The organism is Castellaniella sp. FW104-7C03, assembly GCF_040276085.1.
In the GTDB taxonomy this organism is placed as follows: domain Bacteria; phylum Pseudomonadota; class Gammaproteobacteria; order Burkholderiales; family Burkholderiaceae_B; genus Castellaniella.
The window spans coordinates 1-22,313 of the sequence record NZ_JBELOK010000005.1; the positions used below are offsets into that span (position 1 = coordinate 1).

At 58.9% G+C, this 22,313-nt stretch carries 19 protein-coding genes and 2 tRNA genes; 12 read left to right on the plus strand and 9 right to left on the minus strand.

Annotated features, from left to right (window positions below; genetic code table 11):
- Positions 1-135: 135 nt before the first annotated feature.
- Positions 136-2,415, minus strand: coding sequence for a nitric-oxide reductase large subunit (locus ABS758_RS07050; RefSeq protein WP_350381745.1), 2,280 nt, complete (start codon positions 2,413-2,415; stop codon positions 136-138).
- 193 nt (positions 2,416-2,608) lie between these two features.
- Here ABS758_RS07050 and norR point away from each other — a divergent pair, with 193 nt between their 5' ends.
- From norR to ABS758_RS07065, 3 genes are all read left to right on the plus strand, one after another.
- Entirely contained in the window at positions 2,609-4,195 is a 1,587-nt protein-coding gene (gene norR, locus ABS758_RS07055; protein WP_350381744.1) for a nitric oxide reductase transcriptional regulator NorR, read from the plus strand.
- 149 nt (positions 4,196-4,344) lie between these two features.
- Positions 4,345-6,132, plus strand: coding sequence for an ABC transporter ATP-binding protein/permease (locus tag ABS758_RS07060; RefSeq protein WP_350381743.1), 1,788 nt, complete (start codon positions 4,345-4,347; stop codon positions 6,130-6,132).
- Positions 6,133-6,197: 65 nt separating this feature from the next.
- Complete coding sequence (locus ABS758_RS07065) at positions 6,198-6,584, plus strand: SirB2 family protein (RefSeq protein WP_350381742.1); 387 nt, start codon at positions 6,198-6,200, stop codon at positions 6,582-6,584.
- 37 nt (positions 6,585-6,621) lie between these two features.
- Here the strand turns inward: ABS758_RS07065 and ABS758_RS07070 are convergent, their stop codons facing one another.
- Positions 6,622-7,689, minus strand: coding sequence for a YeiH family protein (locus ABS758_RS07070; RefSeq protein WP_350381741.1), 1,068 nt, complete (start codon positions 7,687-7,689; stop codon positions 6,622-6,624).
- Positions 7,690-7,822: 133 nt separating this feature from the next.
- Between ABS758_RS07070 and ABS758_RS07075 the strand changes: the two genes are divergently transcribed.
- Together ABS758_RS07075 and ABS758_RS07080 are read left to right on the plus strand one after the other, a co-directional pair.
- Entirely contained in the window at positions 7,823-8,716 is an 894-nt protein-coding gene (locus ABS758_RS07075) for a LysR family transcriptional regulator (protein WP_350381740.1), read from the plus strand.
- A complete protein-coding gene (locus tag ABS758_RS07080; RefSeq protein WP_350381739.1) occupies positions 8,709-9,905 on the plus strand; it encodes a DUF3734 domain-containing protein in 1,197 nt (398 codons plus the stop codon). Before ABS758_RS07075 ends, ABS758_RS07080 begins: the two co-directional genes overlap by 8 nt.
- 35 nt (positions 9,906-9,940) lie before the next feature.
- Here ABS758_RS07080 and ABS758_RS07085 read toward each other — a convergent pair whose 3' ends face one another.
- A complete protein-coding gene (locus ABS758_RS07085; RefSeq protein ID WP_350381738.1) occupies positions 9,941-10,894 on the minus strand; it encodes a DMT family transporter in 954 nt (317 codons plus the stop codon).
- Between the two features lie 43 nt (positions 10,895-10,937).
- Between ABS758_RS07085 and ABS758_RS07090 the strand changes: the two genes are divergently transcribed.
- From ABS758_RS07090 to ABS758_RS07105, 4 genes are all read left to right on the plus strand, one after another.
- On the plus strand, positions 10,938-11,486 hold the full coding sequence (locus ABS758_RS07090; protein WP_350381737.1) for a MarR family winged helix-turn-helix transcriptional regulator: 549 nt from the start codon (positions 10,938-10,940) through the stop codon (positions 11,484-11,486).
- Positions 11,487-11,580: 94 nt separating this feature from the next.
- On the plus strand, positions 11,581-13,026 hold the full coding sequence (locus ABS758_RS07095; protein ID WP_350381736.1) for an efflux transporter outer membrane subunit: 1,446 nt from the start codon (positions 11,581-11,583) through the stop codon (positions 13,024-13,026).
- Positions 13,027-13,038: 12 nt separating this feature from the next.
- Complete coding sequence (locus ABS758_RS07100; protein WP_350381735.1) at positions 13,039-14,259, plus strand: HlyD family secretion protein; 1,221 nt, start codon at positions 13,039-13,041, stop codon at positions 14,257-14,259.
- Entirely contained in the window at positions 14,256-15,860 is a 1,605-nt protein-coding gene (locus ABS758_RS07105) for a DHA2 family efflux MFS transporter permease subunit (RefSeq protein ID WP_350381734.1), read from the plus strand. The genes ABS758_RS07100 and ABS758_RS07105 overlap by 4 nt, the downstream gene beginning before the upstream one ends.
- Positions 15,861-15,874: 14 nt before the next feature.
- Here ABS758_RS07105 and ABS758_RS07110 read toward each other — a convergent pair whose 3' ends face one another.
- On the minus strand, positions 15,875-16,699 hold the full coding sequence (locus ABS758_RS07110; RefSeq protein ID WP_350381733.1) for a thioesterase family protein: 825 nt from the start codon (positions 16,697-16,699) through the stop codon (positions 15,875-15,877).
- 129 nt (positions 16,700-16,828) lie between these two features.
- A tRNA-Thr gene (locus tag ABS758_RS07115) sits at positions 16,829-16,904 on the minus strand.
- Positions 16,905-16,996: 92 nt separating this feature from the next.
- Here ABS758_RS07115 and ABS758_RS07120 point away from each other — a divergent pair.
- Positions 16,997-17,365, plus strand: coding sequence for an MAPEG family protein (locus ABS758_RS07120; RefSeq protein WP_350381752.1), 369 nt, complete (start codon positions 16,997-16,999; stop codon positions 17,363-17,365).
- Here ABS758_RS07120 and ABS758_RS07125 read toward each other — a convergent pair.
- The 3 genes from ABS758_RS07125 to ABS758_RS07135 all read right to left on the minus strand — a co-directional run bounded on the left by ABS758_RS07125 (position 17,306) and on the right by ABS758_RS07135 (position 20,370).
- The gene (locus ABS758_RS07125) at positions 17,306-18,460 is read right to left on the minus strand and encodes an AI-2E family transporter (RefSeq protein WP_350381732.1); all 1,155 of its coding nucleotides are present in this window, start codon (positions 18,458-18,460) and stop codon (positions 17,306-17,308) included. The two genes, ABS758_RS07120 and ABS758_RS07125, sit on opposite strands and share 60 nt — an antisense overlap.
- A 77-nt stretch (positions 18,461-18,537) precedes the next feature.
- On the minus strand, positions 18,538-19,767 hold the full coding sequence (locus tag ABS758_RS07130; RefSeq protein ID WP_350381731.1) for a DUF3422 domain-containing protein: 1,230 nt from the start codon (positions 19,765-19,767) through the stop codon (positions 18,538-18,540).
- Positions 19,768-19,824: 57 nt separating this feature from the next.
- Positions 19,825-20,370, minus strand: coding sequence for a DUF488 domain-containing protein (locus ABS758_RS07135; RefSeq protein WP_350381730.1), 546 nt, complete (start codon positions 20,368-20,370; stop codon positions 19,825-19,827).
- A 128-nt stretch (positions 20,371-20,498) separates the two neighbouring features.
- Here ABS758_RS07135 and ABS758_RS07140 point away from each other — a divergent pair, with 128 nt between their 5' ends.
- A complete protein-coding gene (locus tag ABS758_RS07140; protein WP_350381729.1) occupies positions 20,499-20,882 on the plus strand; it encodes an RNA-binding S4 domain-containing protein in 384 nt (127 codons plus the stop codon).
- An 86-nt stretch (positions 20,883-20,968) separates the two neighbouring features.
- Positions 20,969-21,044: transfer RNA gene (locus tag ABS758_RS07145), tRNA-Asn, on the plus strand.
- Between the two features lie 37 nt (positions 21,045-21,081).
- Here ABS758_RS07145 and ABS758_RS07150 read toward each other — a convergent pair.
- On the minus strand, positions 21,082-22,137 hold the full coding sequence (locus ABS758_RS07150; RefSeq protein WP_350381728.1) for a tyrosine-type recombinase/integrase: 1,056 nt from the start codon (positions 22,135-22,137) through the stop codon (positions 21,082-21,084).
- Positions 22,138-22,313 lie beyond the last annotated feature (176 nt).

Sequence of the window (22,313 nt, forward strand, 5' to 3'; positions counted from 1 at the left end):
TGAAGCTCGCATCATGTCTCGCCATGAAAAACACCCCAAAGGTTGGATTGGTGTCCAACTTTTGGGGTGCAGTTCACTTTCGGGGCGGGCTGCACCGGGCTCCGTTTCGGATACCCAGTGCTGCAAGGACAATGATCAGGTGCGTTGCGCGGCCAGCGAACCGTCAGCAGCGGGTGCAGCACGGGTACCCCACAAGGCGGTAACCACCTGCCACATCACACCCAGGCCCCCAACGATGAAGACCACGTCACCAAACGTACGAGCCCAACGCAGGGTTTGCATGATGTCTTGCTGCATGAAGGTTTCGCTGCGAGCCCACCAGGTGCCCACGCTGACGCTGGCATAGAACTGCATCAGGCCAATCGGCAGCAGGCTCAGGGTGATCATCATCACCAGGCCGATGTTCATGCACCAGAAAGCGGTGTTCATCAGGCTGTCATTGAACTGCATGGTTGGGCGCACATAGCGCAACACGAACAGCGTGAAGCCCAGGGCGAGGAAGCCATATACCCCGAACAGTGCGGCATGCGCGTGCACGGCTGTGGTGTTCAGGCCCTGGATGTAGTAGAGCGCAACCGGCGGATTGACCATGAAGCCAAAGACACCCGCGCCAAACATGTTCCAGAAGGCCACGCAGACAAAGAACTTGAGCGGCCAGCGAAGGTTTTCCATCCAGGGCGCACGGGCCTTGAGGCGCCAGTTTTCCCAGGCTTCGTAGCCCAACACCACCAGCGGTACGACTTCGAGTGCACTGAAGGCAGCACCAATGGCCATGATGGGGGTAGTGGTACCTGAGAAATACAGGTGGTGCATGGTGCCCGGCGTACCACCCAGCATGAACAGAATGGCGGAAGCCAGGCTGGCCGTAGTCGCGCTACGTTTGGACACCAGCCCCATGGTTGTGAAGATGAAGGCAAGTGCAGCGGTGGCAAAGACTTCGAAGAAACCTTCTACCCACAGGTGCACCACCCACCAACGCCAGTATTCCATGATGGTGATATTGGTTCTTTCGCCATAGGCCAGGCCCGCACCGTAGAACAGGCCAATACACACCACAGACGCGGTGAACAGCGCCAGCAGGTTTTTATCACCCTTTTGGCGCAGCGCAGGGATGATGCCGCGCAGCATCAGGACCAACCAGAACACAATCCCCAGGAACTTGCCAATCTGCCACAAGCGGCCGAGCTCGACGTACTCGTAGCCTTGATGCCCCAGCCAGAAGTTCAGGTTTTGCGGCAAAAGATGCGCAATGGCGGCAAAGTTACCGGTAAACGACCCAATCACAACCAGAACCAAGGCCCAAAAGAGGATATCGACACCGAGCTTCTGATACTTGGGATCTTTGCCACCGTTGAGGATCGGCGCCAAAAACAGCCCAGCCGCCAGGAACCCTGTGGCAATCCAGAACAAGGCCGCCTGAATGTGCCAGGTACGTACCAGCGAGTATGGCAACCATTCGGAGACATTGATGCCATAGAAAGTTTGGCCTTCGACGGTATAGTGGGCCGTGAAACCACCGATGAAAATCTGCGTGACAAACAGGCCCACCACCAGGAAGAGATACTTGCCCAATGCGCGCTGAGACGGCGTCAGGGCCAGTTGAGCAATCGGATCGCGTGCCGGTGCGGGAAGCTCCTCTTCTTCTTCCTTGCGGGTAAACGCCCACGTCCAGACCAACAGACCCACACCCGCGATCAGAATGATCACGCTCATGATCGACCAGATGATGTTCTCTGGTGTCGGAACGTTATCGATCAGGGGCTCATGCGGCCAATTGTTGGTGTAGGTGGCAGCGCTGTCGGGACGATCTGTAGACGCCGCCCAGGCCGTCCAGAAAAAGAAGTTTGCCAGCCGCGCCCGCGCCTCAGGCGAAGGCAGAGTGGCTTCTTTCATGGCGAAGTGCACCCGGCTTTCCCGTAAGGCAGGATCATCACCAAACAGCTTGTCGTAGTAGGCCGCTGTTTGCTCGATGGCCTGAATCCGGCGATTGGACAGCGTCACGGCGCCACTGGCTGCATCGTAAGTATTTTTACGATATTCCGCCTTCAGATGACGCTCGAGCACCGCCTGGCGGTCGGCATCCAGCTGCTGATAGGCCAAGCCAAATTGATCCTTGGCAGCCAAGTCCAGCCAGGTAGTCAGCTCGCGGTGCAGCCAGTCGGCCGTCCAGTCGGGAGCCTGATAGGCGCCATGACCCAAAATAGACCCGACTGTCATGCCCCCGGCACTTTGCCAGGCCACCTGACCGTCCAGGATTTGCTCTTCAGTCATGATGACCTGGCCGTCAGCACTGACGACCTGAGCAGGAATGGGAGGCGCCTGGTTATAGACTTCTTTACCCATCCATCCAAGGACACCGAAGGCCACGACCAGCACGCCGATCAATGACCACCAAAGTTTTTTATACTCGCGCATCCTGCGCTCCTTTTGCAGCTGTAAGGGATTTCAAAATTGCGCCGGATGGCGCTCCCGTTTCATTTCAGCTTTCACCAAGCAATAAACATGCCAAGTCTTTAACCTAGGGAAAACACTGATCCATATCAAATATGGTTAAATTAACCCTGTTAATTAGGGTAAAAATTACCCTTTAATGGTTAAAATGACCCTTATGGAACACCAACTACTGAAAGACCTCAGCCAGGAACTCCCGGACGGCGTCCGGCTGGAGCGCGCCGCCAATGCTATCCGGCAGGCGTTTGTGTGCGATGCAGTGGGCCTGCTATCACTGGATCAGCACGACACTCTGCATATGATGGCGGCATCCGGCCTGGCCCACGAAGCGCTTGGGCGCCGGTTTGTCGTGGGGCAGCATCCCCGCTTTGCCGCCATCCTGTCGCGCCACGAGCCCACCTGGTTTGAACCAGGCAGCCTGCTGCCCGACCCTTATGACGGCTTGCTGGACGACCGCAAGGGCTCACCGCTGCCGGTACACGATTGCCTCGGAGTACCGCTGTACCGCGACCCCGACCACGCCTGGGGCATCCTGACCCTGGATGCCCTGACCACCGGAACCTTCGGCGAGGCCGCCCGTGCTCGCCTGCAGCAGTTGGTGCTGACCTTACAGGCGGCCATTCGCGTCACCGAGCTGGAGCGTGAAAACCGGCGCCTGCGCCAATTGGGTATTTCGCAACAAGGAATCGAGCGTATCGGAGAAACCACTGAGATCCTGGGGCACAGTGAGGCGATCCAGTCTTTGCTGCACGAACTGGATCTGGTAGCAGACTCTGATCTGCCCATCCTGCTGCTGGGCGAAACAGGGGTAGGCAAAGAGCTGTTTGCACGTCGACTGCATCGGCACTCCCGACGCAGCCGCCAGCCGATGGTGCAGGTAAATTGCGCAGCGCTGCCGGAGTCTCTGGCTGAAAGCGAGCTGTTTGGCCACGTAAAGGGGGCGTTTTCGGGTGCGACCTCTGACCGCCCCGGCCGCTTCGAAGCCGCACAGGGAGGCACCCTGTTTCTGGACGAAGTGGGCGAGCTGCCACTGGGCCTGCAGGCCAAGCTGTTGCGGGTATTGCAAAACGGGGAGATCCAGCGGCTGGGCACGGACCAAACCATCAAAACCGATGTCCGCGTCATCGCGGCCACCAACCGCAATCTGAAAGCCAATACCCAGGCCGGACTGTTTCGGGCCGATCTCTATCACCGGCTGTCGGTTTACCCGATCCCCATCCCCCCTCTGCGAGATCGCGATCGCGACATCCTGATACTGGCAGGGCATTTTCTCGAATTCAATCGTGCGCGGCTGGGATTGCGTGGTGTCCGGCTGTCCTTCGGTGCCGAACGCGCCTTGCAGCAATACCCGTGGCCGGGCAACGTCCGGGAGCTGGAGCACGTCATCAGCCGTGCGGCCCTGAAGATGCTCAGTCGTGGGGCCTCACGTGATCAGGTGCTCACCATCGAGGCAGAACTGCTGGATCTGGATATCCCGGCAGAGGACAATAAGCCGGTTGACACACAAACACCGGGCACATCGCTCAGCGCCGCTGAGCAAACAGGCACGGCCACCCCGCTGACACTGGCTGAGATACCGCCCCTGAAGCAGACAGTGGAGGAATGCGAACGTCACGCAATCCACGAAGCACTGGGCGCGGCGGGACAGAACTGGGCGCAGGCGGCCAAGGCATTGGGCCTGGATGCCAGCAACCTGCATAAACGTGCCAAGCGCCTGGGTCTTAAAAAAGGTTTGGGAGAGTAAAACCACAAGCCCTCCCTCTTTTTAAGCACAATAAGCGCGAGGGGCTGAATCAGCGGAAACCTTTTTGCTTGCTGGCGCTCCAACTTCATTAAAATGCCCCCACCCCGTGCATGCCGCGCGGACTCCATTTCTCCGAGGATTGCCCACTCATGACATGGCAACAAACGCTGCTGGAAAGCGGCATATGGCTGGCCAAAGCCTATGTACTCACCATACTGGCCGGCGCAGCGGGACTCTGGTGTCTGCGACGCTTTACCCGTTGGGGCGAGCAATTCTGGCAACTGAGTGCAGATTTCTTCTCGCCCCGGCGCAACTGGCGACCATTGGCGGGGGTTGCACTGATTTTGCTGCTTACCCTGGGTGCCGTGAGGGTGGATGTACTGTTTTCCAACTGGTACAACACGATGTACAGCGCCCTGCAAGCCCTGGATCAACCGGCCTTCTGGGCGGCCATGCTGCTGTTTGCCTTGCTGGCGGCCGTGCACGTGGTGCGCTCATTGGTGGATTTTTATGTCCAGCAGGCATTTGTGGTTCACTGGCGGGAATGGCTCAACGAGCGTCTGCTGAGCCGCTGGCTTGACCAGCAAGCCTATTACCGGTCGCAATCACTCAGCCATCTGGCCGACAACCCGGACCAGCGGATCCAGCAAGACATCACGGCCTTTGCCAACACCTCCATGACCCTGGCAGTTGGCCTAATCAACGCCACGGTATCCACCATCGCCTTTACCCTGATTCTCTGGAACCTCTCCGGCCCCATGACGGTGCTGGGCTACGAGATTCCGCGAGCCATGGTGTTTTTGGTTTTTATCTATGTATTCTTGGCCACCGTGCTGGCCATCTGGATCGGCAAGCCGCTCATCCGGCTTAATTTCCTGAACGAGAAACTGAACGCTGACTACCGTTATGCCCTGGTGCGCGTGCGTGAATACGCCGAGAGCATCGCGTTCTATCGCGGTGAGCGTGTCGAGGGGCGCACCCTGAGACACTGGTTTGCTGAAGTCATCGGCAACGCCTGGGACATTATTTACCGGTCGCTAAAATTTTTGGGATTCAACTTTGTTGTGACCCAAACCGCCGTCGTGTTTCCCTTCATTATCCAGGCGACGCGATTTTTTACCAAGCAGATCAGCCTGGGCGATCTCATCCAGACCGCACAGGCGTTCGGCCAGCTACAAACCAATTTATCGTTTTTCCGCAATGTGTATGACAGCTTTGCCACGTACCGCGCCACGCTGGACCGTCTGACCGGTTTTGATGCCACCATCGATGCCGCCCGCCAGATGCAGCTGCCAGATACCCGCGAAGACGGCAGCCGTCTGGCCTTGCATCAGCTTACCGTGCGCCGGCCTGATGGCTACGCCCTGCTCAAGGACCTCAACCTCGATGTTCAGCCCGAGAAGCCTATCCTGATTCGCGGGCCGTCCGGATCCGGCAAAACCACCTTGCTGCGCACTATTGCAGGCATCTGGCCATATGGCTCCGGAGAAATCACCCGGCCGCAGGCGTCTGCACTATTTCTGGCACAGAAACCGTATCTGCCGCTGGGCACACTGCGAGCTGCCCTGCACTACCCAACTCCGGTTGATCAGGTACCGGCAGGCCAGGACGAAGCCGTACTGGACCTGGTGCAACTAGGGCACTTGCGCGACCATCTGGACGTCGAAGATGACTGGACCCGGATTTTATCGTTGGGCGAGCAGCAGCGCCTGGCCTTTGGCCGCCTGCTGATTGCGCGCCCGGACGCTGCATTTCTGGACGAGGCCACCTCGGCCATGGACGAGGGGCTGGAAGACGCCATGTATCGCCTTCTGCGCGAGCAGTTGCCCCACACCCGCTTGCTTAGCGTTGGGCACCGAAGCACCCTGCGCCGGCACCACGGGATGGAACTTGTACTGCAAGGCAAGGACGGCGGCTGGCAGCTGAATCCGATATGACCCACGGGCCTGCTACCATGCCTGCTGTTATCCAGAACCACTCCACCCTTTAGACGCACCTGACTATGTACGACTACTACTTCCCCATCAAACACCTGCATGTCACTGCAGTCACTCTCAGCATCATCCTGTTTGTGGTGCGCGCGTACTGGTCGGTAACCGAATCAGCGCTGTTGCAGCTGCGCTGGGTACGTATCCTGCCCCATATCGTAGACTCCGTCCTGCTTGTCTGCGGGGTTATCCTGGCTGCCATGATCGGCCCCAATCAGCCCTGGATCCTGACCAAGATCGTGCTGTTGATTGCTTACATCGGCATCGGCACCATCGCCATCAAACGCGGCAAAACACCGCGCAAACGCGGCCAGGCGGCCTTGATTGCAATTGCCATCTTTGCCTATATCGTGGGGGTTGCCCTCACGAAAGACTCGGCTTCATGGTTCTCGATGCTATAAGGGGCCGATAGCAGATCCCCGGCGCGCGGTGCAGGCCTCAAAGCGCCTGCATCAGCCACTGCACCGCCAGGCTGCTGGCGGCGACGGCCATCCATACTCCCAGCCCCAGAAGCAATGGCCGCAGCCCCGCCAATGCCATCTGACGCAAGTCGGACAGCAGCCCGATCGCGGTGAGGGCCATGATGATCAGGAACTGCGATGCCAGGTGCAGGGGCTCGATCAGCCAGGCAGGCACCCACCCCAGGGTACGCATACCGGCAGCCACCAGAAACCACACGATAAACCACGGAAAAATCCGTGCAATCGACACCTGCGCCTGCGTATGATGCGCACGCCAGGCTGTCCAGGCAGCCAGCACGATACACACCGGGATAATCAGGGTGGCCCGCGTAAGCTTCACGATGGTGGCCATATCGCCGGCCGAGGTGCTGTAACTGTACCCAGCGGCCACCACAGACGAGGTGTCGTTGATTGCCGTGCCTGCCCACAGGCCAAAGCCGGCGTCCGAGAGACCCATCCAGTGCCCCAATGGAGGAAACACCAGCACAGCCAGAATATTGAACAGGAAAATGGTGGAAATCGACAGCGCCGTGTCTTTTTGATCAGACTGGATGATTGGTGCCACCGCAGCGATGGCCGAGCCTCCGCAGATGGCGGTGCCCACACCAATCAAAATCTTGAGGTGGCTGCCCAGGCCCAACCAGTTGCCCAGGCCCCAGGCAGCCAGGAAAGCCACACTGAGGGTAATCAGAGTGACGGCCAAAGACGATGCGCCGGTGGCCAGCACCTGCCCAAGGCTGAGGCCAAACCCCAGGCCGATGATCGACCACTTGAGAATCTGCCGGCTGCTGTACCCGATACCTGGCAAGCACAGGGGAGAAACCCCCAGCATATTGCGCCACGCAATGCCCAGCAAGATCCCCATCACCGGCCCGCCAATCAGCGGAAACCACTTGCCCAGTTGCCAGGCCAGCAGGCCCAGAGCACCCGACAGCACAATACCGTACCAGAGCGAAGGGACGCGCGGCCGGCCATCGGTGGCTTTAGCTGCGGCACTGGTACCCACGACGGGAAGCGGACAAGGAACAGCGGAGATCGGCAACATATCAGGCACACATCCAGGCAAAATCTGATGGAAGCCATTCTAAATACATGCAAGCTATAAATAAATTAAGTATTGATGACTACACCAATCAATAAAATTGATGTATTGGGCCAAACACCGTACACTTTTCAACATGATTGGACTGAGTCTTCGTCAGCTGGAAGTCTTTGACGCAGTGGCCACCCTGGGCAGTGTGCGGCGGGCTGCCGAAACCCTGCACCTGACGCAACCTGCCGTCAGCATGGCACTGGCCGAACTCGAGCGCCAACTGGGAAACACCTTGTTCGACCGCGAGCGCGGCCGCCTGCATCTGAACGCACAGGGGGCAGAACAATTGCCCCTGGCCCGGGAGATCCTCGAGCGCCTGCACGATATGCTGCGCCGCCACCCGGATACCCAGGGCGCCCTGCGCGGCACCTTGCGCGTGGGGGCCAGCAACACCGTGGGCAATTATCTGGTCGGGGAACTTCTCGGCCCGATTGTTGCCCAACATCCCATGGTTTCCCTGCATCTCACGGTAGACAATACCCGCGCCATCACCCGTCAACTGCTGGAGCACCACCTGGACGTTGCCTGTGTGGAGGGCCCTGTGCACCATGCCCAGTTGGAGACCTTTCGCTGGCGCAGCGACGCACTGGTGGTGTGTGCCGCGCCGTCGCATCCACTGACACAACGACGCCGGCTACGCCCTGCTGATTTTGCCGGCGTACACTGGATTTTGCGCGAACGTGGCTCTGCCACTCGCAGCCTCACCGAGCAGGCACTCACTGCCCTGCCTCCGGGCCGCATCCTGCTGGAGCTCGGCCAGATCGAGGCCATCAAACAAGCGGTGATCGCGGGCCTTGGCGTAGCTTGTCTGCCACAGGCAGCCACCCAGGATGCCGCAGACACAGGGCGGCTGAAAATCCTGCCTACGCCATTTCTCAGTCTCGACCGGCAGTTGTCACTGGTGTTGCACAAAAGCCGCTACCGCGGCTCTTTGATCGACGCATTCATGAATTCTCTGGAGGGATCACCCCATGGCTGAAACCAAACCCAATAACCTGTCCAAAGCACTGGAAGCCTATAAAGTCAGGGCGCTCGTTCTGCAAGGCGGTGGCGCACTGGGAGCCTACCAGGCAGGCGTTTTTGAAGGCCTGAACGAAGCCGGGACGGATCTGACAGATCTGGCCGGGATCTCCATCGGAGCGCTCAATATCGCCATCATCGCCGGCAACCCGCCCGAAAAACGGGTAGAGCGGCTGCACGAGTTTTGGGACACCATTTGCCAGCCTTATCTGGGCCCCGGCGCCAATCCGCTGGTAGAGCAAAGCCTTTTTGGCGTCAACGACATGGCCCGCCAGTTTCTGGGTGCCCTGCACGCAGGCAGCGCACTGGTGCTGGGCCAAAAAGGGTTTTTTCATCCACGGTTTCCACCCGCAGCCCTGTCAGCCAACCTGGATCCTTCGAGCGTCGGACACTACGACACACGCCCCCTGAAAAGCACTTTGGAAACCTTGTGTGATTTTGATCGCATCAACGACACCGGCCTGCATGTCTCGGTGGGGGCCGTCAACGTCCGCACCGGCAACTTTGCGTTTTTTGACAACCGCAAAATACGGTTGCAGGCCGAGCACTTCATGGCGTCCGGCGCACTCCCCCCCGCATTTCCAGCCATCGAGATTGACGGCGAATACTACTGGGATGGCGGCCTGGTCTCCAACACCCCGCTGGCCCAGGTACTACAACAAAGACCCGAGCGCGACTCCCTGGTGTTTCAGGTGGATCTGTGGTCTGCCCGCGGGCCGGTGCCACGCAATATCAGCGAAATCAGCGATCGGGTACAGGATATCCGGTACTCCAGCCGTACGCGGATGGTGACGGACGAGATGCGGGCACACCGCAAAATGCAACGGCTGCTGCGCGGCGTACTCGAACAGGTACCTGAGAAAGCCCGTGAAAAGGATGCCGTCTGCCGCCAAGCCGCCGAACTGGCCTGCGGGGCGCGCAGCAATATTATTCACCTGATCTACCGCGATAAATCATACGAACAACATTTTCGGGATTTCCAGTTTGGCCCTGCCACCATGCGCGAACACTGGGCCAGCGGCCTGCTGGATATTCGCAACACTTTGGCGCATCCACAGTACCTGGCCATGCCCGACAACGCCGCAGGATTCATCACACACGACATCCACCGCACCGAGATCGAAGAAGCCATGGCTGCCAAACAGTAAGCATCGGTGGCAGGGAACCGCCCGCCACACCTCGCTTAGGCGCTTTTGGCGCTGCGCGTGGCGCCCTGCCCAGCCACGATTGCCGGGCGGCGGCCCAGCACCACGGCCGCAGCAGCTACCAGCACGGTACCTGCCACCTGCAGCGTCGTAATGGGCTCTCCCAGGAAAGCCCAGGCCAGAAACAAAATGGACACCGGGCCCAGCAAACCCAACTGAGCCGTGAGAGGCGCACCAATCCGGGCCACCGACCACATAATCATGAAGGTGGGAATCACGGTATTGACGGTGGCGTGAATCAGGGACAAACCATACACAGGCCACGGCTGGTCAAGGCCTTCGAGCCCTTTGACACCAAAGAAATGCACCATGGTGACACCGGCAGAGACGGTCATCGCATAGGCAACCAGCCGCGTGGCCGTGACGCGCTCGATGAGCTCTCCGGATCCGATCAGATACATGGCATACGAGAACGCGGCACCCAGTACACAGACCGAGCCCAGGATAACGTGCTCGCCCGCGATTGAAAGATCTGCCCAAAACACTAGGGCAACCCCCGCGTAGGCCAGCGCCATAGCCAACCATTGTCGCTGAGAAATAGGCTTCTTGAGGAAAGCCGCCGAGATCAGGAGTACAAACGTCGGGGCCAGAAACAGAATCAGGCGTTCAAGCCCGGCTGAAATATATTGCAGGCCCAGAAAATCCAGGAAACTGGACAGGTAGTAGCCAATAAAGCCCAGCACAAAAATACGCCAGGCATCTTGTGCGCCAAGACGGGCAATCTGGCCTTGTCGCGCTTTTTTTGCCTGAAAACATGCAACAAGTGCAAAAAACGGCAAGGCCAGCAGCATCCGAAAGCCAATCACGTCCAGCGCATCCACACCGTGGAGATACAGCAGCTTGGCAACAATTGCCTTGGCAGAAAATAAGACAGCACCCAGGCCGGCCAGCACAAAGCCAACCCAAAACATGCGGCGCGACATCTCGGGCATAATTTAATTGCCTAGTCAGATATTGATGAGGTAAAATTCTAGCATGCCAGTGCCTCCTATTTCGCCCGCACCATCCGCCAACACGGTGGCCCAGGGCACCTCCAATTGCTTTTACTCCGACCGGCTCGGCGATCTCAACGCCGACCGCAACGTGGGTCTGTTGATCCGGCAACTGCATATTTTGTTTCATCGCATCATCGATCTGCGCACCGCACCGCTTGGCCTCACAGCCAATCAGTGGCGCCCCTTGCTGCTGATCGAGCACAAGGGGATGGATACCCCGGCCGAGCTTGCCCGCGCCATGAATGTTGATTCGGGTGCCATCACCCGCATGCTGGATCGCCTGGAAGCCAAGAAATTTGTACGGCGAGAGCGCTGCGACACAGACCGCCGGGTGGTTAAAATCAACGTCACCGACGAAGGCCTGGCCTTGTCCAAGCAAGTGATTCCCATCATTGCCGACGTACTGAATCTGCATCTGCAGGGCTTCTCGGAGGATGAAATCCGCATGCTGCTGGCCTTGCTCAAGCGCATGATCAGTAACGGCGAACAAGCGCTACTGTCGGTAGATACACCCCCCTCCGCTAAATAATACCCATCACCTTTTGATCAGTTTCCGGTCTTTTTCCGATATAATTGCCTAGTCAGATAATGATCCTATCAACTACTTTAAGCTTGCTGTCAGCATGAAGCCGTTTATCTCCCTTATGCTGGTGTTGTCCCTGGCAGCCTGCGCCCCGATGACGCCCCAACCGCCAGAGATTCAGGCACTTACCGCCGAACACCTCGACCTGCGGGCCAGCCCGGCCCTCCAGTGGCCCACCGAACACTGGTGGTCCCGCTACAAAGACCCTCAGCTCGATCACCTGATTGATCAGGCGTTGTCGGCCAATCCATCACTGCAGCAAGCCGCCGCACGCGTGCGCAGCGCCCAGGCCGCCGCACGCGGCGCACGAGCGGTGCAATGGCCACAAGTCAACGCCGCCTACCACCTGACGCGCGAACGCCTGAGTGAACACTACATTTATCCCCCTCCATTGGCCGGCTCATATCAGTCGGATACGGCGCTGACATTACAGCTGGACTTCGACCTGGATCTGTGGGGCAAGCACAAGGCTTTGGCCATGGCCGCCCGGCAGCGCGCCGATGCAGCTGAGGCATCCCGCCAGCAGGCGCACACCATACTGATATCGGCAGTCGCCCAGGGGTATTTTCAGCTGCAGGATGCACGCGCCCAGGCCGAGACCATCGAGTCCATCGTCACCAAGCTGAATGACGCCCTGCATATCACGCAAGACCGTTACAAAAACGGTCTGGGCACCCAGGTGGATGTTGATCAGGCGGATTCTGCTGTTTCATCCGCCCAAGTGCAGCTAAGCCAGGCGCGCAACAACGTCGAGCTGCTGCATCACCAGCTGGCTGCCCTGCTGGGGCTGTCGCCCAGGCAACTGTCGGCACTCTCGGCACAAACCTATGCCCCACTACCCCAGACAACACTGGATGATATGCCACTGGCTCTGCTGGGGCGCAGGGCTGATGTCGTGGCTGCACGTCTGCAGGCAGAAGCCGCAGGCGCAGAAGTCTCTGCCGCAAAGGCGGATTTCCTGCCCAACATCAGTTTGTCTGCCGCAGCAGGCTACTTGTCTTTGGGAATGGATAAGCTGTTTCTTGGCGGCAGCAAAAACTATAGTGCCGGCCCCGTCATCACGCTGCCAGTGTTCCATGCGGGCGCACTCAACGCCCAACTGCAGGGCCAACGAGCAGCACGCGATGCCGCCATCGCCCAGTACAACCAGACCGTACTGAACGCCATCCGTGAGGTGGCCGATGCCAGCAGCTCGATTCGCTCGTTGCGTGAGCAGATTGGCCACCAAGAGGCCAGTTTAAAGGCCATCACATCCGCCTACGATGTTGCACTGGAACGCTATCGCGGTGGTTTGGGCAATTTTGTACAGGTGCTGACCGCGCAAAGCGAAGCCCTGAAGCAGGCCGTGCAAACCACTGACCTGCACGCCCGCGCCTATCTCCTCGATGTCCAGCTGGCCACCGCCCTGGGCGGTGGATACCAGCAGCCAGAGGCTGCCCCTGACGGCAACACCGCAACCCCTTCCCAGCCCCATTCTCGCGATTAATTCTTGGCTATCATGACCGCACAAAGCTCCCACTCCAGGCCAACACGCCAACGCCTGTTGCTCATCGCCACCGTCGTCTTTATTGTTTTTGCACTGCTATACGGCGCCTGGTGGATGATTTTTGCATCGCACTACGAATCCACCGACGATGCCTACGTACATGGCAATCTGGTGCCTATCAGCACCCAGATCCCGGGCACGGTCGTCTCCATTGACGTCGATGACACCCAAACCATCCGGCAAGGAAAACCATTGCTTGTGCTGGATGACAGTGACACCCGGATTGCGCTGGCCCAGGCGCAGGCCGCTCTGGCCCAGACGGTACGCCATACGCAAACCTTGTTTGTCCAAAACGACGCACTGGCTGCCAATGTGGATGTGGGCGAAGCCAACGTCGAGCAGGCGCAAACCCTGCTGCACAAGGCACAAAATGATTTGAAGCGCCGCAGCGCACTACGCCAATCGGGTGGGGTAAGCGGCGAAGAAATCCTGCACGCCCAAGTAGCCGTCAAATCTGCCCAGGCCAGTGTCGCACAGGCGCGGGCCGGGTTGGCAGCGTCCAAAGCCAAGCTTGCCACCAACCAGGCGCTGACGCGTGGCAGCAGTGTCACAACCCATCCAGATGTGCAACAGGCCGCCGATCAGGTGCGCCAGGCATGGCTGGCTCAGCAGCGCACACACATATTTGCGCCCGTTGGCGGCATGGTTGCGCAACGCTCGGTGCAACTGGGACAACGGGTGCAACCCGGGGCCCCCTTGATGACCATTGTGCCGCTTGACAGCCTGTGGGTAGAAGCCAACTTCAAGGAAAACCAGCTGCACGGGATGCAGCCCGGCCAACGTGTCACCCTGGTGTCCGATTTGTACGGCAGCGACGTCACCTATCACGGCACTGTCGAGGGGGTTTCTGCCGGTAGCGGTGGCGCCTTTGCATTGCTGCCTGCCCAAAATGCCAGCGGCAACTGGATCAAAGTTATCCAGCGCGTGCCGGTGCGCATCCAGCTCGATTCCGAGGAACTTGAAAAACATCCTCTGCGCGTGGGTCTGTCCATGACCGCCGAGGTGGATCTCACTCCGGCCACTGCCGCGCAAGGTTCAGAGACCCGCCCGGCATCCACCACGCAGGCCCAGCCAGCAACCGCAACACGGCTAAGCACGCAGATCTATGACCATGATTCTGCCGAAGTCGATGCCCTCATCCAGAAGATCATTCAGGAAAATCTGGCCTCATGAGCAATGCCACCACGGTCGATCCGGCCGCAACGCCACCCGCCGGGCCTACGCCTGCCCCTCCGGACACCGGCTACGCGCCACTGGAAGGCAGCGCCCGCACGTTTGGCACCATCGCAGTATCTGCTGCGGTGTTCATGAACGTACTCGACTCTTCCATCGCCAATGTATCCATCCCGACCATTGCCGGCAATCTGGGGGTGAGCACCACCCAGGGCACCTGGGTGATTACCTCGTTTGCTGTCGCAAACGCCATCACCGTTCCACTGACAGGCTGGCTGACCCAGTACTTTGGTCAAGTGCGCCTGTTCGTCATCTCCACGCTGTTGTTTGTCCTGAGCTCCTGGCTATGCGGCTTTGCCTGGTCGTTTGAATCTCTGGTGTTTTTCCGCGTGCTGCAAGGCGCAGTGGCGGGACCCATGATTCCGCTGTCGCAATCCCTGATGCTGGCCAGTTACCCACGGGCCAAGGCCGGCATGGCACTGGCCTTATGGTCGATGACCATACTGGTGGGGCCTATTGCCGGCCCCTTGCTGGGCGGCTGGATATCCGACAATTATTCGTGGTCCTGGATCTTTTATATCAATGTGCCCGTAGGTCTGCTGGCTGCATGGGGCTCCTGGCGGGTGTACAAAACACGTGAATCCAAGCGCATCCGCCTACCCATCGACCGCATGGGCCTGTGCCTGCTGGTGGTCTGGGTGGGGGCCCTGCAGATCATGCTGGACAAGGGCAAGGATCTGGACTGGTTTGCCAGCCCGTTGATCGGCATTTTGGCCGTGATCTCGGTGGTGGCGTTTGTCTATTTTGTGATCTGGGAACTGACCGCCGCCCATCCGGTGGTGGATCTCACCCTATTTGCAGAGCGCAACTTCACCGCTGGCACGGTTGCGCTTTCCATTGCCTATGGCGTGTTCTTTGGCACGGTGGTATTGCTGCCCCTATGGCTGCAAAACACCATGGGATACACCGCCACCTGGGCGGGCGTAGCGGCCGCCCCTGTGGGGATACTGGCGATTATTTTCTCGCCCATCGTCGGCAAACTGCTGGCCCGCCACGACCCTCGCCTCATCGCTACAGTGGCATTTTTGATTTTCTCCCTGATCAGCTACATGAGGGCGCAATACAGCACCAATGTCGACCTCTATGGGGTCATGCTGCCAACGTTCATTCAGGGCGCGGCCATGGCAACGTTTTTCATCCCGCTCACCACCCTCTCGTTGTCAGGACTACGGCCAGACCGCATCCCGGCGGCGGCAGGCCTCACCAACTTTGTGCGGCTGGTGTGCGGTGCCTTCGGCACATCCATCACCACCACTATCTGGGATAACCGCGCAATCATGCACCATGCCCACATGACCGAGGCAGCCAGGCCGGGAGAGCCCGCATTTGACCATGTGATGAACGGGCTGAACAACATGGGCATCGATACCCAGCACGGGGCTGCCCTGCTGGATCAAGTGATCAACCAGCAGGCCTATACGATGTCGGCCACCGATTTCTTCTATATATCGACGTTTATTTTCTTGCTGCTGATCGGCCTGATCTGGCTGGCCAAGCCCAAAACATCCGACCACGGGGCAGTGTCAGGCGGCGCCCACTAGGCCACAGCGAACCGCTAGGGTGCGCCGGCACCCTGGCGCCGCACCGTAAGACTTTGTGCGGCTGTGCCCACCGGGCCATGGATGTCGCTAAGCACCGAGAAGGTCTCGCCCAAGCCTGAGGGCCCAAATGCCACACGGGTGTCAAACCCAACCCAACCCGCCTGAGGCCGGCGCACAAAGTGGATGGTGAGATCGACATTGGCAAAAAACACCTGCCGCGGATCCTGGCGAACGGCCAGGCCATTGGCGGTGTCGATCAGCTTGACGAAGCCAGCCACAGGAGGATCTGATTCTCCGGCCACAAGAGAAAAGGGCGTGCGCAGCCAGGTGCTTGCCCGACCTGGCCGCGCATCCGCAGCCTGCCGTGCCTCGAGCGAGGCAATATAGCCCCCATCCCAAATGGACGAAAATGCCAATGCGGGCATTGCATCGGGTGGTGGCAAGCTGGCCCATTCGGTGCCCTGCACGGCCTGGGTATCCGAAGCACACAGGCGCCACACCCGGGCATGGATGCTGGTTTGGCCGCCATGCATCATCCGCGCCTCGATAAGCTCGATGGAACGCCCCGGACGCACCATGTTCACGTCGATGGTGAACGGGCCCGAATGGATCACACCCAGCACATCAAACGACACCCGGGAGATGAGCTTGTCACTGGGTAGTTGACGCTCAATCTCTGCCAACACCAGGCCTGAGGCCGGTGACAGATGCTGCTCTCCGGGCTGCCAGGCCCCCTGGGCGTGCAGCGTAGACACCAGTTGATCGCCATCGCGCACGTAGAAAGCGTCGGGATATGGCGTGTTGTCGTGACCAAGATGTCGATTGATGGCGTTAGGCATGCCGGGAGTATAGAGGCATTAGGAGGGCTGCCGCCACCGGTTCAGAGCCAAATATGAACCACCAACGCGTGCAATATCTGTAAAAACAAAACGCCAACCGCAAGGGCTGGCGTAAGTGCTTGAATTAATTGGTGCCGGCTAGAGGAGTCGAACCCCCGACCTTCTCATTACGAATGAGCTGCTCTACCAACTGAGCTAAGCCGGCCGTGGTGCCAACAGGCAAACCACTAAAGGTAGGCACTAACCCACCAAAGCCAGCTATTATACATGGAATTTTCTGAGCAAATGGGTGGTGTCATGGCGTTGATTCCGGGTCTGATGATTGTAGCGGCGGCGCTGCCGTATGCGGCTGCAATGGCCGCCAAAGCGGGTGGCCAGCAGTTTGACAACAACAACCCGCGCCCCTGGCTGGCAGCCCAGCAAGGGTGGCGCGCCAGGGCCAATGCCGCACAAACCAATCTGTTTGAAGGCCTGCCGTTTTTTTATGCAGCTGTCTTGTATGCCCTGTACATACAAGTGCCCGCCACACACATTGCCACCTTGATGGGCATCTGGATATTTTTGCGGATTTTGTTCATCCTGGCCTATATCCTGGGACGAGGCACCTTAAGATCCATCATCTGGGGTGCTTCGCTGCTGGTCAATATCGCGATCGTACTGTCCTGAATCGCCAAAGGGTGTATCCGTACCGGCACCACGATCTCGCTGGATCATGGCCACCTCCTCGGGAAACAGCCCCCAGCATGACATGAACAGAGCTGCAAACAGAGGCCCGATGACAAAGCCGTTTAGCCCAAACACCGACAAGCCGCCCAGGGTGGAGATCAACACCACATAATCCGGCAGCTTGGTATCTTTGCCCACCAAAATCGGGCGCAGCAGGTTATCGATCAGGCCGATCACCACCACGCCAAAGAGCGTCAGGATAGCGCCCTCCCACCAGGCGCCGGTAACCAGAAAATAAATCGCCACCGGGGCCCAGATAAGCGAGGCGCCCACTGCCGGCAGCAGGGACAGAAACGCCATCAGCACACCCCAGAACAAAGACCCCTGGATGCCCAGAAACGTAAACATCAGGCCGCCCAGCAAACCTTGGGTGGCGGCAATGACAATATTGCCCTTGACGGTGGCGCGCACCACCGTGGCAAATTTCTGAAACAGCTTATGGCGGTGATCATCCTGTAGCGGAATGAGCCGTTTAAGCGCTGGCACCATCGAAGGGCCATCACGCAGCAAGAAAAACAGCAGATAAAGCATGACACCCAGGCCCACGACAAACTGGAAGGTGTTTTGGCCTATATTGACTGCCTGCTTGGCCAGAAACTGACTACCCTGCAAAGCCCCGGCAGAGAGCTTCTCGCGGATGCTGAAAAGATCACCTACACCAAAGGAATCCAGCCAGCTGTGCACCCATGGCGGCAACGAAGTAACGACCTGCTCGTAGTAATGCCCCAGATTGAGCTGACCGGAATTGATACGGCTGTACAAGCCGGCCACTTCGTTGGCCAGTGCACCGGCGATGAATATCAACGGCAAAATGACGATCAGGGTGATGCACAGCACAGTGATGAAAGAAGCCAGCCCGAGGCGTTTTCCGCCCAGGCGCCGCAACAACCAGCGATGCAGGGGATTGAAAATGACCGCCAGCACGCCCCCCCAGAAAATCGCTGCATAAAACGGCAGCAAAATACTGATGAAAGCGATGCTGACCGTAACCAGCAAAAGCAAAAAACTGCGGAAGTGAAGCGTATTGGTGTGCATGGATATCCTGAGCGGATGAGTCTGGTGGGTGACCCAAACCAGGCGGACGAATCAGTGCGCCGGTGCGTGAAGACTGATCAGTGCCGTCTGGCGTTGCGAATTCGGTAGGCAATTGCACCAATGATCACCGTACCAACCGGGATGCCGGTAATCAGTGCCATGCGGGGCGACCAATCCAGGCCCAGCGTCAGCAATCCCTGGTACAGCAGCTTAAACAGGCTGAACAAATAATAGCTGATTGCGATGATCGACAGCCCTTCGACCGCCTTCTGAATCTTGATCTGGGTGTCGGCGCGGGTGCTGAGGCTTTGCAGAATCTGGCTGTTTTGCTCTTCCATCTCTACTTGCACGCGCGCCTGCAGCAGATTACCCAGATGCGCCACATCCTGTCCGATGCGTGTGAGGCGTTGATCGGTGGAGTGACAGTACCGCACAGTGGGCCGAAACCGTTGCTCGATGAAGGTGCCCAACTGCTGGCAATCGCCTGTGCGGCTTTCGTGCAGATCTGCGATGCGGTCGAACACCAGCTGCGAATATGCCTGGGTGGCACTAAAGCGCAGGCGGGTACGCGACTGGGTTTGCGTGACACGCGCCGACAGCTGGGTGATACGTTTAAGCAGAGGACGGATATCGTGCGCCTCGGCGGTGGCATTGTCGTCAGACAAGGCGACAAGCTCTGTTTCGTAGTGCCTGAGCTCGGTACTGAGTGACCGCGCCAAAGGCAACGTGAGCGAAGCCATCAGACGATAGGTTTCCACTTCCAGCAGGCGGCGCACCATACGGCCCAAGCGCCGGCCATCCAACTGGCGGTTAAGCACCAGCATGCGGTTGAGCCCATTGCCATTTAAACGCAGATCGCTCCAGACCGTCGCCTTGCCCTCATCCAGCAAAGAGCCCACCGGATCATGAAAGCCGTAGGCATCGAGATCACCACTCCAGGACTCCTCTGACTCTACACACACCTGATCGGCGTTGATGAGCAGGCTGGCGTGCGCTTCGGCTACCTCGGCCAGTGCCGCAGGCAAGGCGGGCCAGGCGCTGGCATGTGCGCCGGGGCTGACCAGGGTAAGTGTCAGAAACTCGGTGTGCTGTTCCCACTTGAGGATGGCGTCACCCACAGGAAACTCGCCTTGCGGCTGGGAGGGGTCGGCCAGCGCCACATGCCGGTCGCACAGCGTGCGGATAATGGCTTGCGTGGAGTCATTTTCATCCAGAAACGCCAGATGAAAGACCTGTGCCGGGGCCTCGAAATACATCGATGGCCGGGCGTGCAGTTCATTGTGCAGGGCGTTACGGTGCAGATGCATGCGTCCTCGTTCTGAGAGCGGGGCTGAAAAAGAGATTTAGTGTATCCAAAAAATGCATCAATCCATGCCGGATTCTGTGGGTGGATAGACGACGTTACCGTTTTGTTGCACCTTGGCACCCTGGGTGAGTGTGGCTTTATCAACATGGCCGGCACCCATAATGTGCCACACACTTACCTCGCGAGCGATCAGATAGTCGCTGACAATGCGCCGGTGACAACGCCACCACACGGCTTCCGAGCACATGATCGCACAGCGCTGGGCGCCGGCCCGCGCCAACAGCATCTCAAGCCCCTGATGAAAGTCAGGGGTAAGCGCATAGTCGGCATAGTGATGAAAACTGTCATTTTCCCAAAAGCCGTTCACATCGCTGGCAACGGTTTTTGATTTTCCACGCAGGCCGCCCAAGGCCTCCAGATGTTCATAATCGATATCATAGGGGGCCAGGGACGCGGGCAAGGTGTCGCGGTTAAACTGGGGATTGGTGCGCGAGCGCGGTACTGTCCGGATATCCACCAGACGCTCTATCTTGCTGGCCTGCAGCAGCGCTATAAACGCCGGCAGCGGATGCGTCGAGTGGCCGATGGTGTAAATCGTCGTCATGGATCCTGTCCAGTGCTCCAATGACTTCATGGTAGCGCCGATCATAGGGCAGCTGGTTTGCCAGAATGTGACGCCGTGGCGCAGGCTGGGGTCACCCGGCGCTCACACACCACTACCCAGGAAAACAGATGGATAAAATCCGACTCGACAAATGGCTGTGGGCTGCCAGGTTTTATAAAACCCGCAGCTTGGCTGCCCACGAAATCGCGGCTGGCCGCATCCAGGTAAATGGCCAGATCATTGCCAAGCCTGCGCGCGAGGTGGCGGCCGGAGACCGCATCCTGATACGCAAGGCAAGCCAGCGCATCGAGGTTGAAGTGCTGGCCGTCAGCGGTGCTCGGGGGCCGGCACCGCAGGCTGCCCTTTTGTACCAGGAAACCCCCGATAGCACCCTGGCTCGCGAACGCGTAGCCGAGCAACGGCGCTTCGCGCCTGAGCCCGCACAAGAGATCACTGCCGGCCGGCCCACCAAGCGGGATCGCCGCCTCATCGACCTGGCGCGAGGACGATAGGCACCGGCGGCATAAGGCCGATTTTTAACGTTGTTTGCGTTTGTGTTACAGACAAAATTTATGCTATAGTTTCGCTTCTTCGCAGTTCCCCGATAGCTCAGTCGGTAGAGCGACGGACTGTTAATCCGCAGGTCCCAGGTTCGAGCCCTGGTCGGGGAGCCAAGAAACACTAGCAGTATCAAAGACTTATCGCCGCCTCTCACGCGGCGATTTTCTTTTCCAGTTCCGACTTTGCCAAAAAATTGACAGTGTGGGCGTGGGCTGCAACGTGGCTGGGTGCAAGGTGGGCGTACCGCTGCACCATCTTAAACGAACGCCAGCCGCCCAACTCCTGCACCACCATGAGCGGCGTACCCGCCTGGACGTGCCACGATGCCCAGGTGTGGCGCAGGTCGTGAAAACGGAAGTCCTTGATGCCGATGGCCTTGCAGGCACGATTGAATGCCCTGCGGTCAATCTCTCGCACCCTGACATCCTCGCCCCCGTCGCGGGTGAAGATGTAGGTTTTAGCAGTTTTCAGCCGCCGCTGCATCACGGTCATCGCATCATCGTTCAGGGGCACCGCGCGGGCGTGCTTGGACTTCGCTTCCTCATGCGTCACCCAGGCAGTGCGCTGGGCAAGATTCACCTGTGAAGGCTGCATGGAAAGGATTTCATCTTCACGCATGCCGGTGGCCACAGCCACAATGGCGGCGTCCCGCATCCACTCCAAAGTCAGCGCGCCAACCAGTCGCGTGATGACTACCGGGGGTTCCCAGCGCACCCGAATATCAGGCTCCTGGTATTTTGGCAGCTTCGGAACTTTGTGCAGCCAGCCCCATTCAGCGCACAGGTACAGCATGCGCTTGATGGTGGCGATGTAGCGATTCTTCGTGGCCGCAGTCAGCAGTGTGGCCGCCTTCTTCTGATAGACGCGATGTGTTGGCAGCGCGCCCACAATGTCCTCGGATGTTAAAGAGCGAATCGACCGGCCGGCGAACCTTTCCCGCCAGTAGGCGACGTGCCGCTGCTTCGTGGCATAGTCGCGCTGGCCCGCCGTTTCCTGCAGGAACCGCACGGCGGCGTCTTCAAAGTCCTTGTCGGGCATTTCGCCCAGCTTGGCCTGGCGCCATAGATCAGCTTTCAGCCGGTCGTGGTATTCCTGGGCGGCCTGCCGGTCTTTCGTACCAGCAGAGCATCTAATTCGCGCTCCACCGCCCGGCGGGCTGATGGCGATTTGATAGATGCCGGATACTTTATCTTTGCGGATTGACATGAATTTTCCTCTGTCGCCCGCAAGGGTAGCCGGGTCACAGTATTGCGTGGGGCGGACAATTCCGCAAGCCGGGACGGCCAGACGCGCCACACCCGGGAACCCGGCAGGCGGAAGCCAATCTGGTGGCGCTTGGCAAAAATGGTGCTGTACGCCAGTCCCAGCTGGGCGGCCACTTC

Coding starts and splice junctions, on each gene's coding strand:
- ABS758_RS07050 (WP_350381745.1), bottom strand. CDS start 2,415: ATGCGCGAGTATAAAAAACTTTGGTGGTCATTGATCGGCGTGCTGGTC.
- norR (WP_350381744.1), top strand. CDS start 2,609: ATGGAACACCAACTACTGAAAGACCTCAGCCAGGAACTCCCGGACGGC.
- ABS758_RS07060 (WP_350381743.1), top strand. CDS start 4,345: ATGACATGGCAACAAACGCTGCTGGAAAGCGGCATATGGCTGGCCAAA.
- ABS758_RS07065 (WP_350381742.1), top strand. CDS start 6,198: ATGTACGACTACTACTTCCCCATCAAACACCTGCATGTCACTGCAGTC.
- ABS758_RS07070 (WP_350381741.1), bottom strand. CDS start 7,689: ATGTTGCCGATCTCCGCTGTTCCTTGTCCGCTTCCCGTCGTGGGTACC.
- ABS758_RS07075 (WP_350381740.1), top strand. CDS start 7,823: ATGATTGGACTGAGTCTTCGTCAGCTGGAAGTCTTTGACGCAGTGGCC.
- ABS758_RS07080 (WP_350381739.1), top strand. CDS start 8,709: ATGGCTGAAACCAAACCCAATAACCTGTCCAAAGCACTGGAAGCCTAT.
- ABS758_RS07085 (WP_350381738.1), bottom strand. CDS start 10,894: ATGCCCGAGATGTCGCGCCGCATGTTTTGGGTTGGCTTTGTGCTGGCC.
- ABS758_RS07090 (WP_350381737.1), top strand. CDS start 10,938: ATGCCAGTGCCTCCTATTTCGCCCGCACCATCCGCCAACACGGTGGCC.
- ABS758_RS07095 (WP_350381736.1), top strand. CDS start 11,581: ATGAAGCCGTTTATCTCCCTTATGCTGGTGTTGTCCCTGGCAGCCTGC.
- ABS758_RS07100 (WP_350381735.1), top strand. CDS start 13,039: ATGACCGCACAAAGCTCCCACTCCAGGCCAACACGCCAACGCCTGTTG.
- ABS758_RS07105 (WP_350381734.1), top strand. CDS start 14,256: ATGAGCAATGCCACCACGGTCGATCCGGCCGCAACGCCACCCGCCGGG.
- ABS758_RS07110 (WP_350381733.1), bottom strand. CDS start 16,699: ATGCCTAACGCCATCAATCGACATCTTGGTCACGACAACACGCCATAT.
- ABS758_RS07120 (WP_350381752.1), top strand. CDS start 16,997: ATGGCGTTGATTCCGGGTCTGATGATTGTAGCGGCGGCGCTGCCGTAT.
- ABS758_RS07125 (WP_350381732.1), bottom strand. CDS start 18,460: ATGCACACCAATACGCTTCACTTCCGCAGTTTTTTGCTTTTGCTGGTT.
- ABS758_RS07130 (WP_350381731.1), bottom strand. CDS start 19,767: ATGCATCTGCACCGTAACGCCCTGCACAATGAACTGCACGCCCGGCCA.
- ABS758_RS07135 (WP_350381730.1), bottom strand. CDS start 20,370: ATGACGACGATTTACACCATCGGCCACTCGACGCATCCGCTGCCGGCG.
- ABS758_RS07140 (WP_350381729.1), top strand. CDS start 20,499: ATGGATAAAATCCGACTCGACAAATGGCTGTGGGCTGCCAGGTTTTAT.
- ABS758_RS07150 (WP_350381728.1), bottom strand. CDS start 22,137: ATGTCAATCCGCAAAGATAAAGTATCCGGCATCTATCAAATCGCCATC.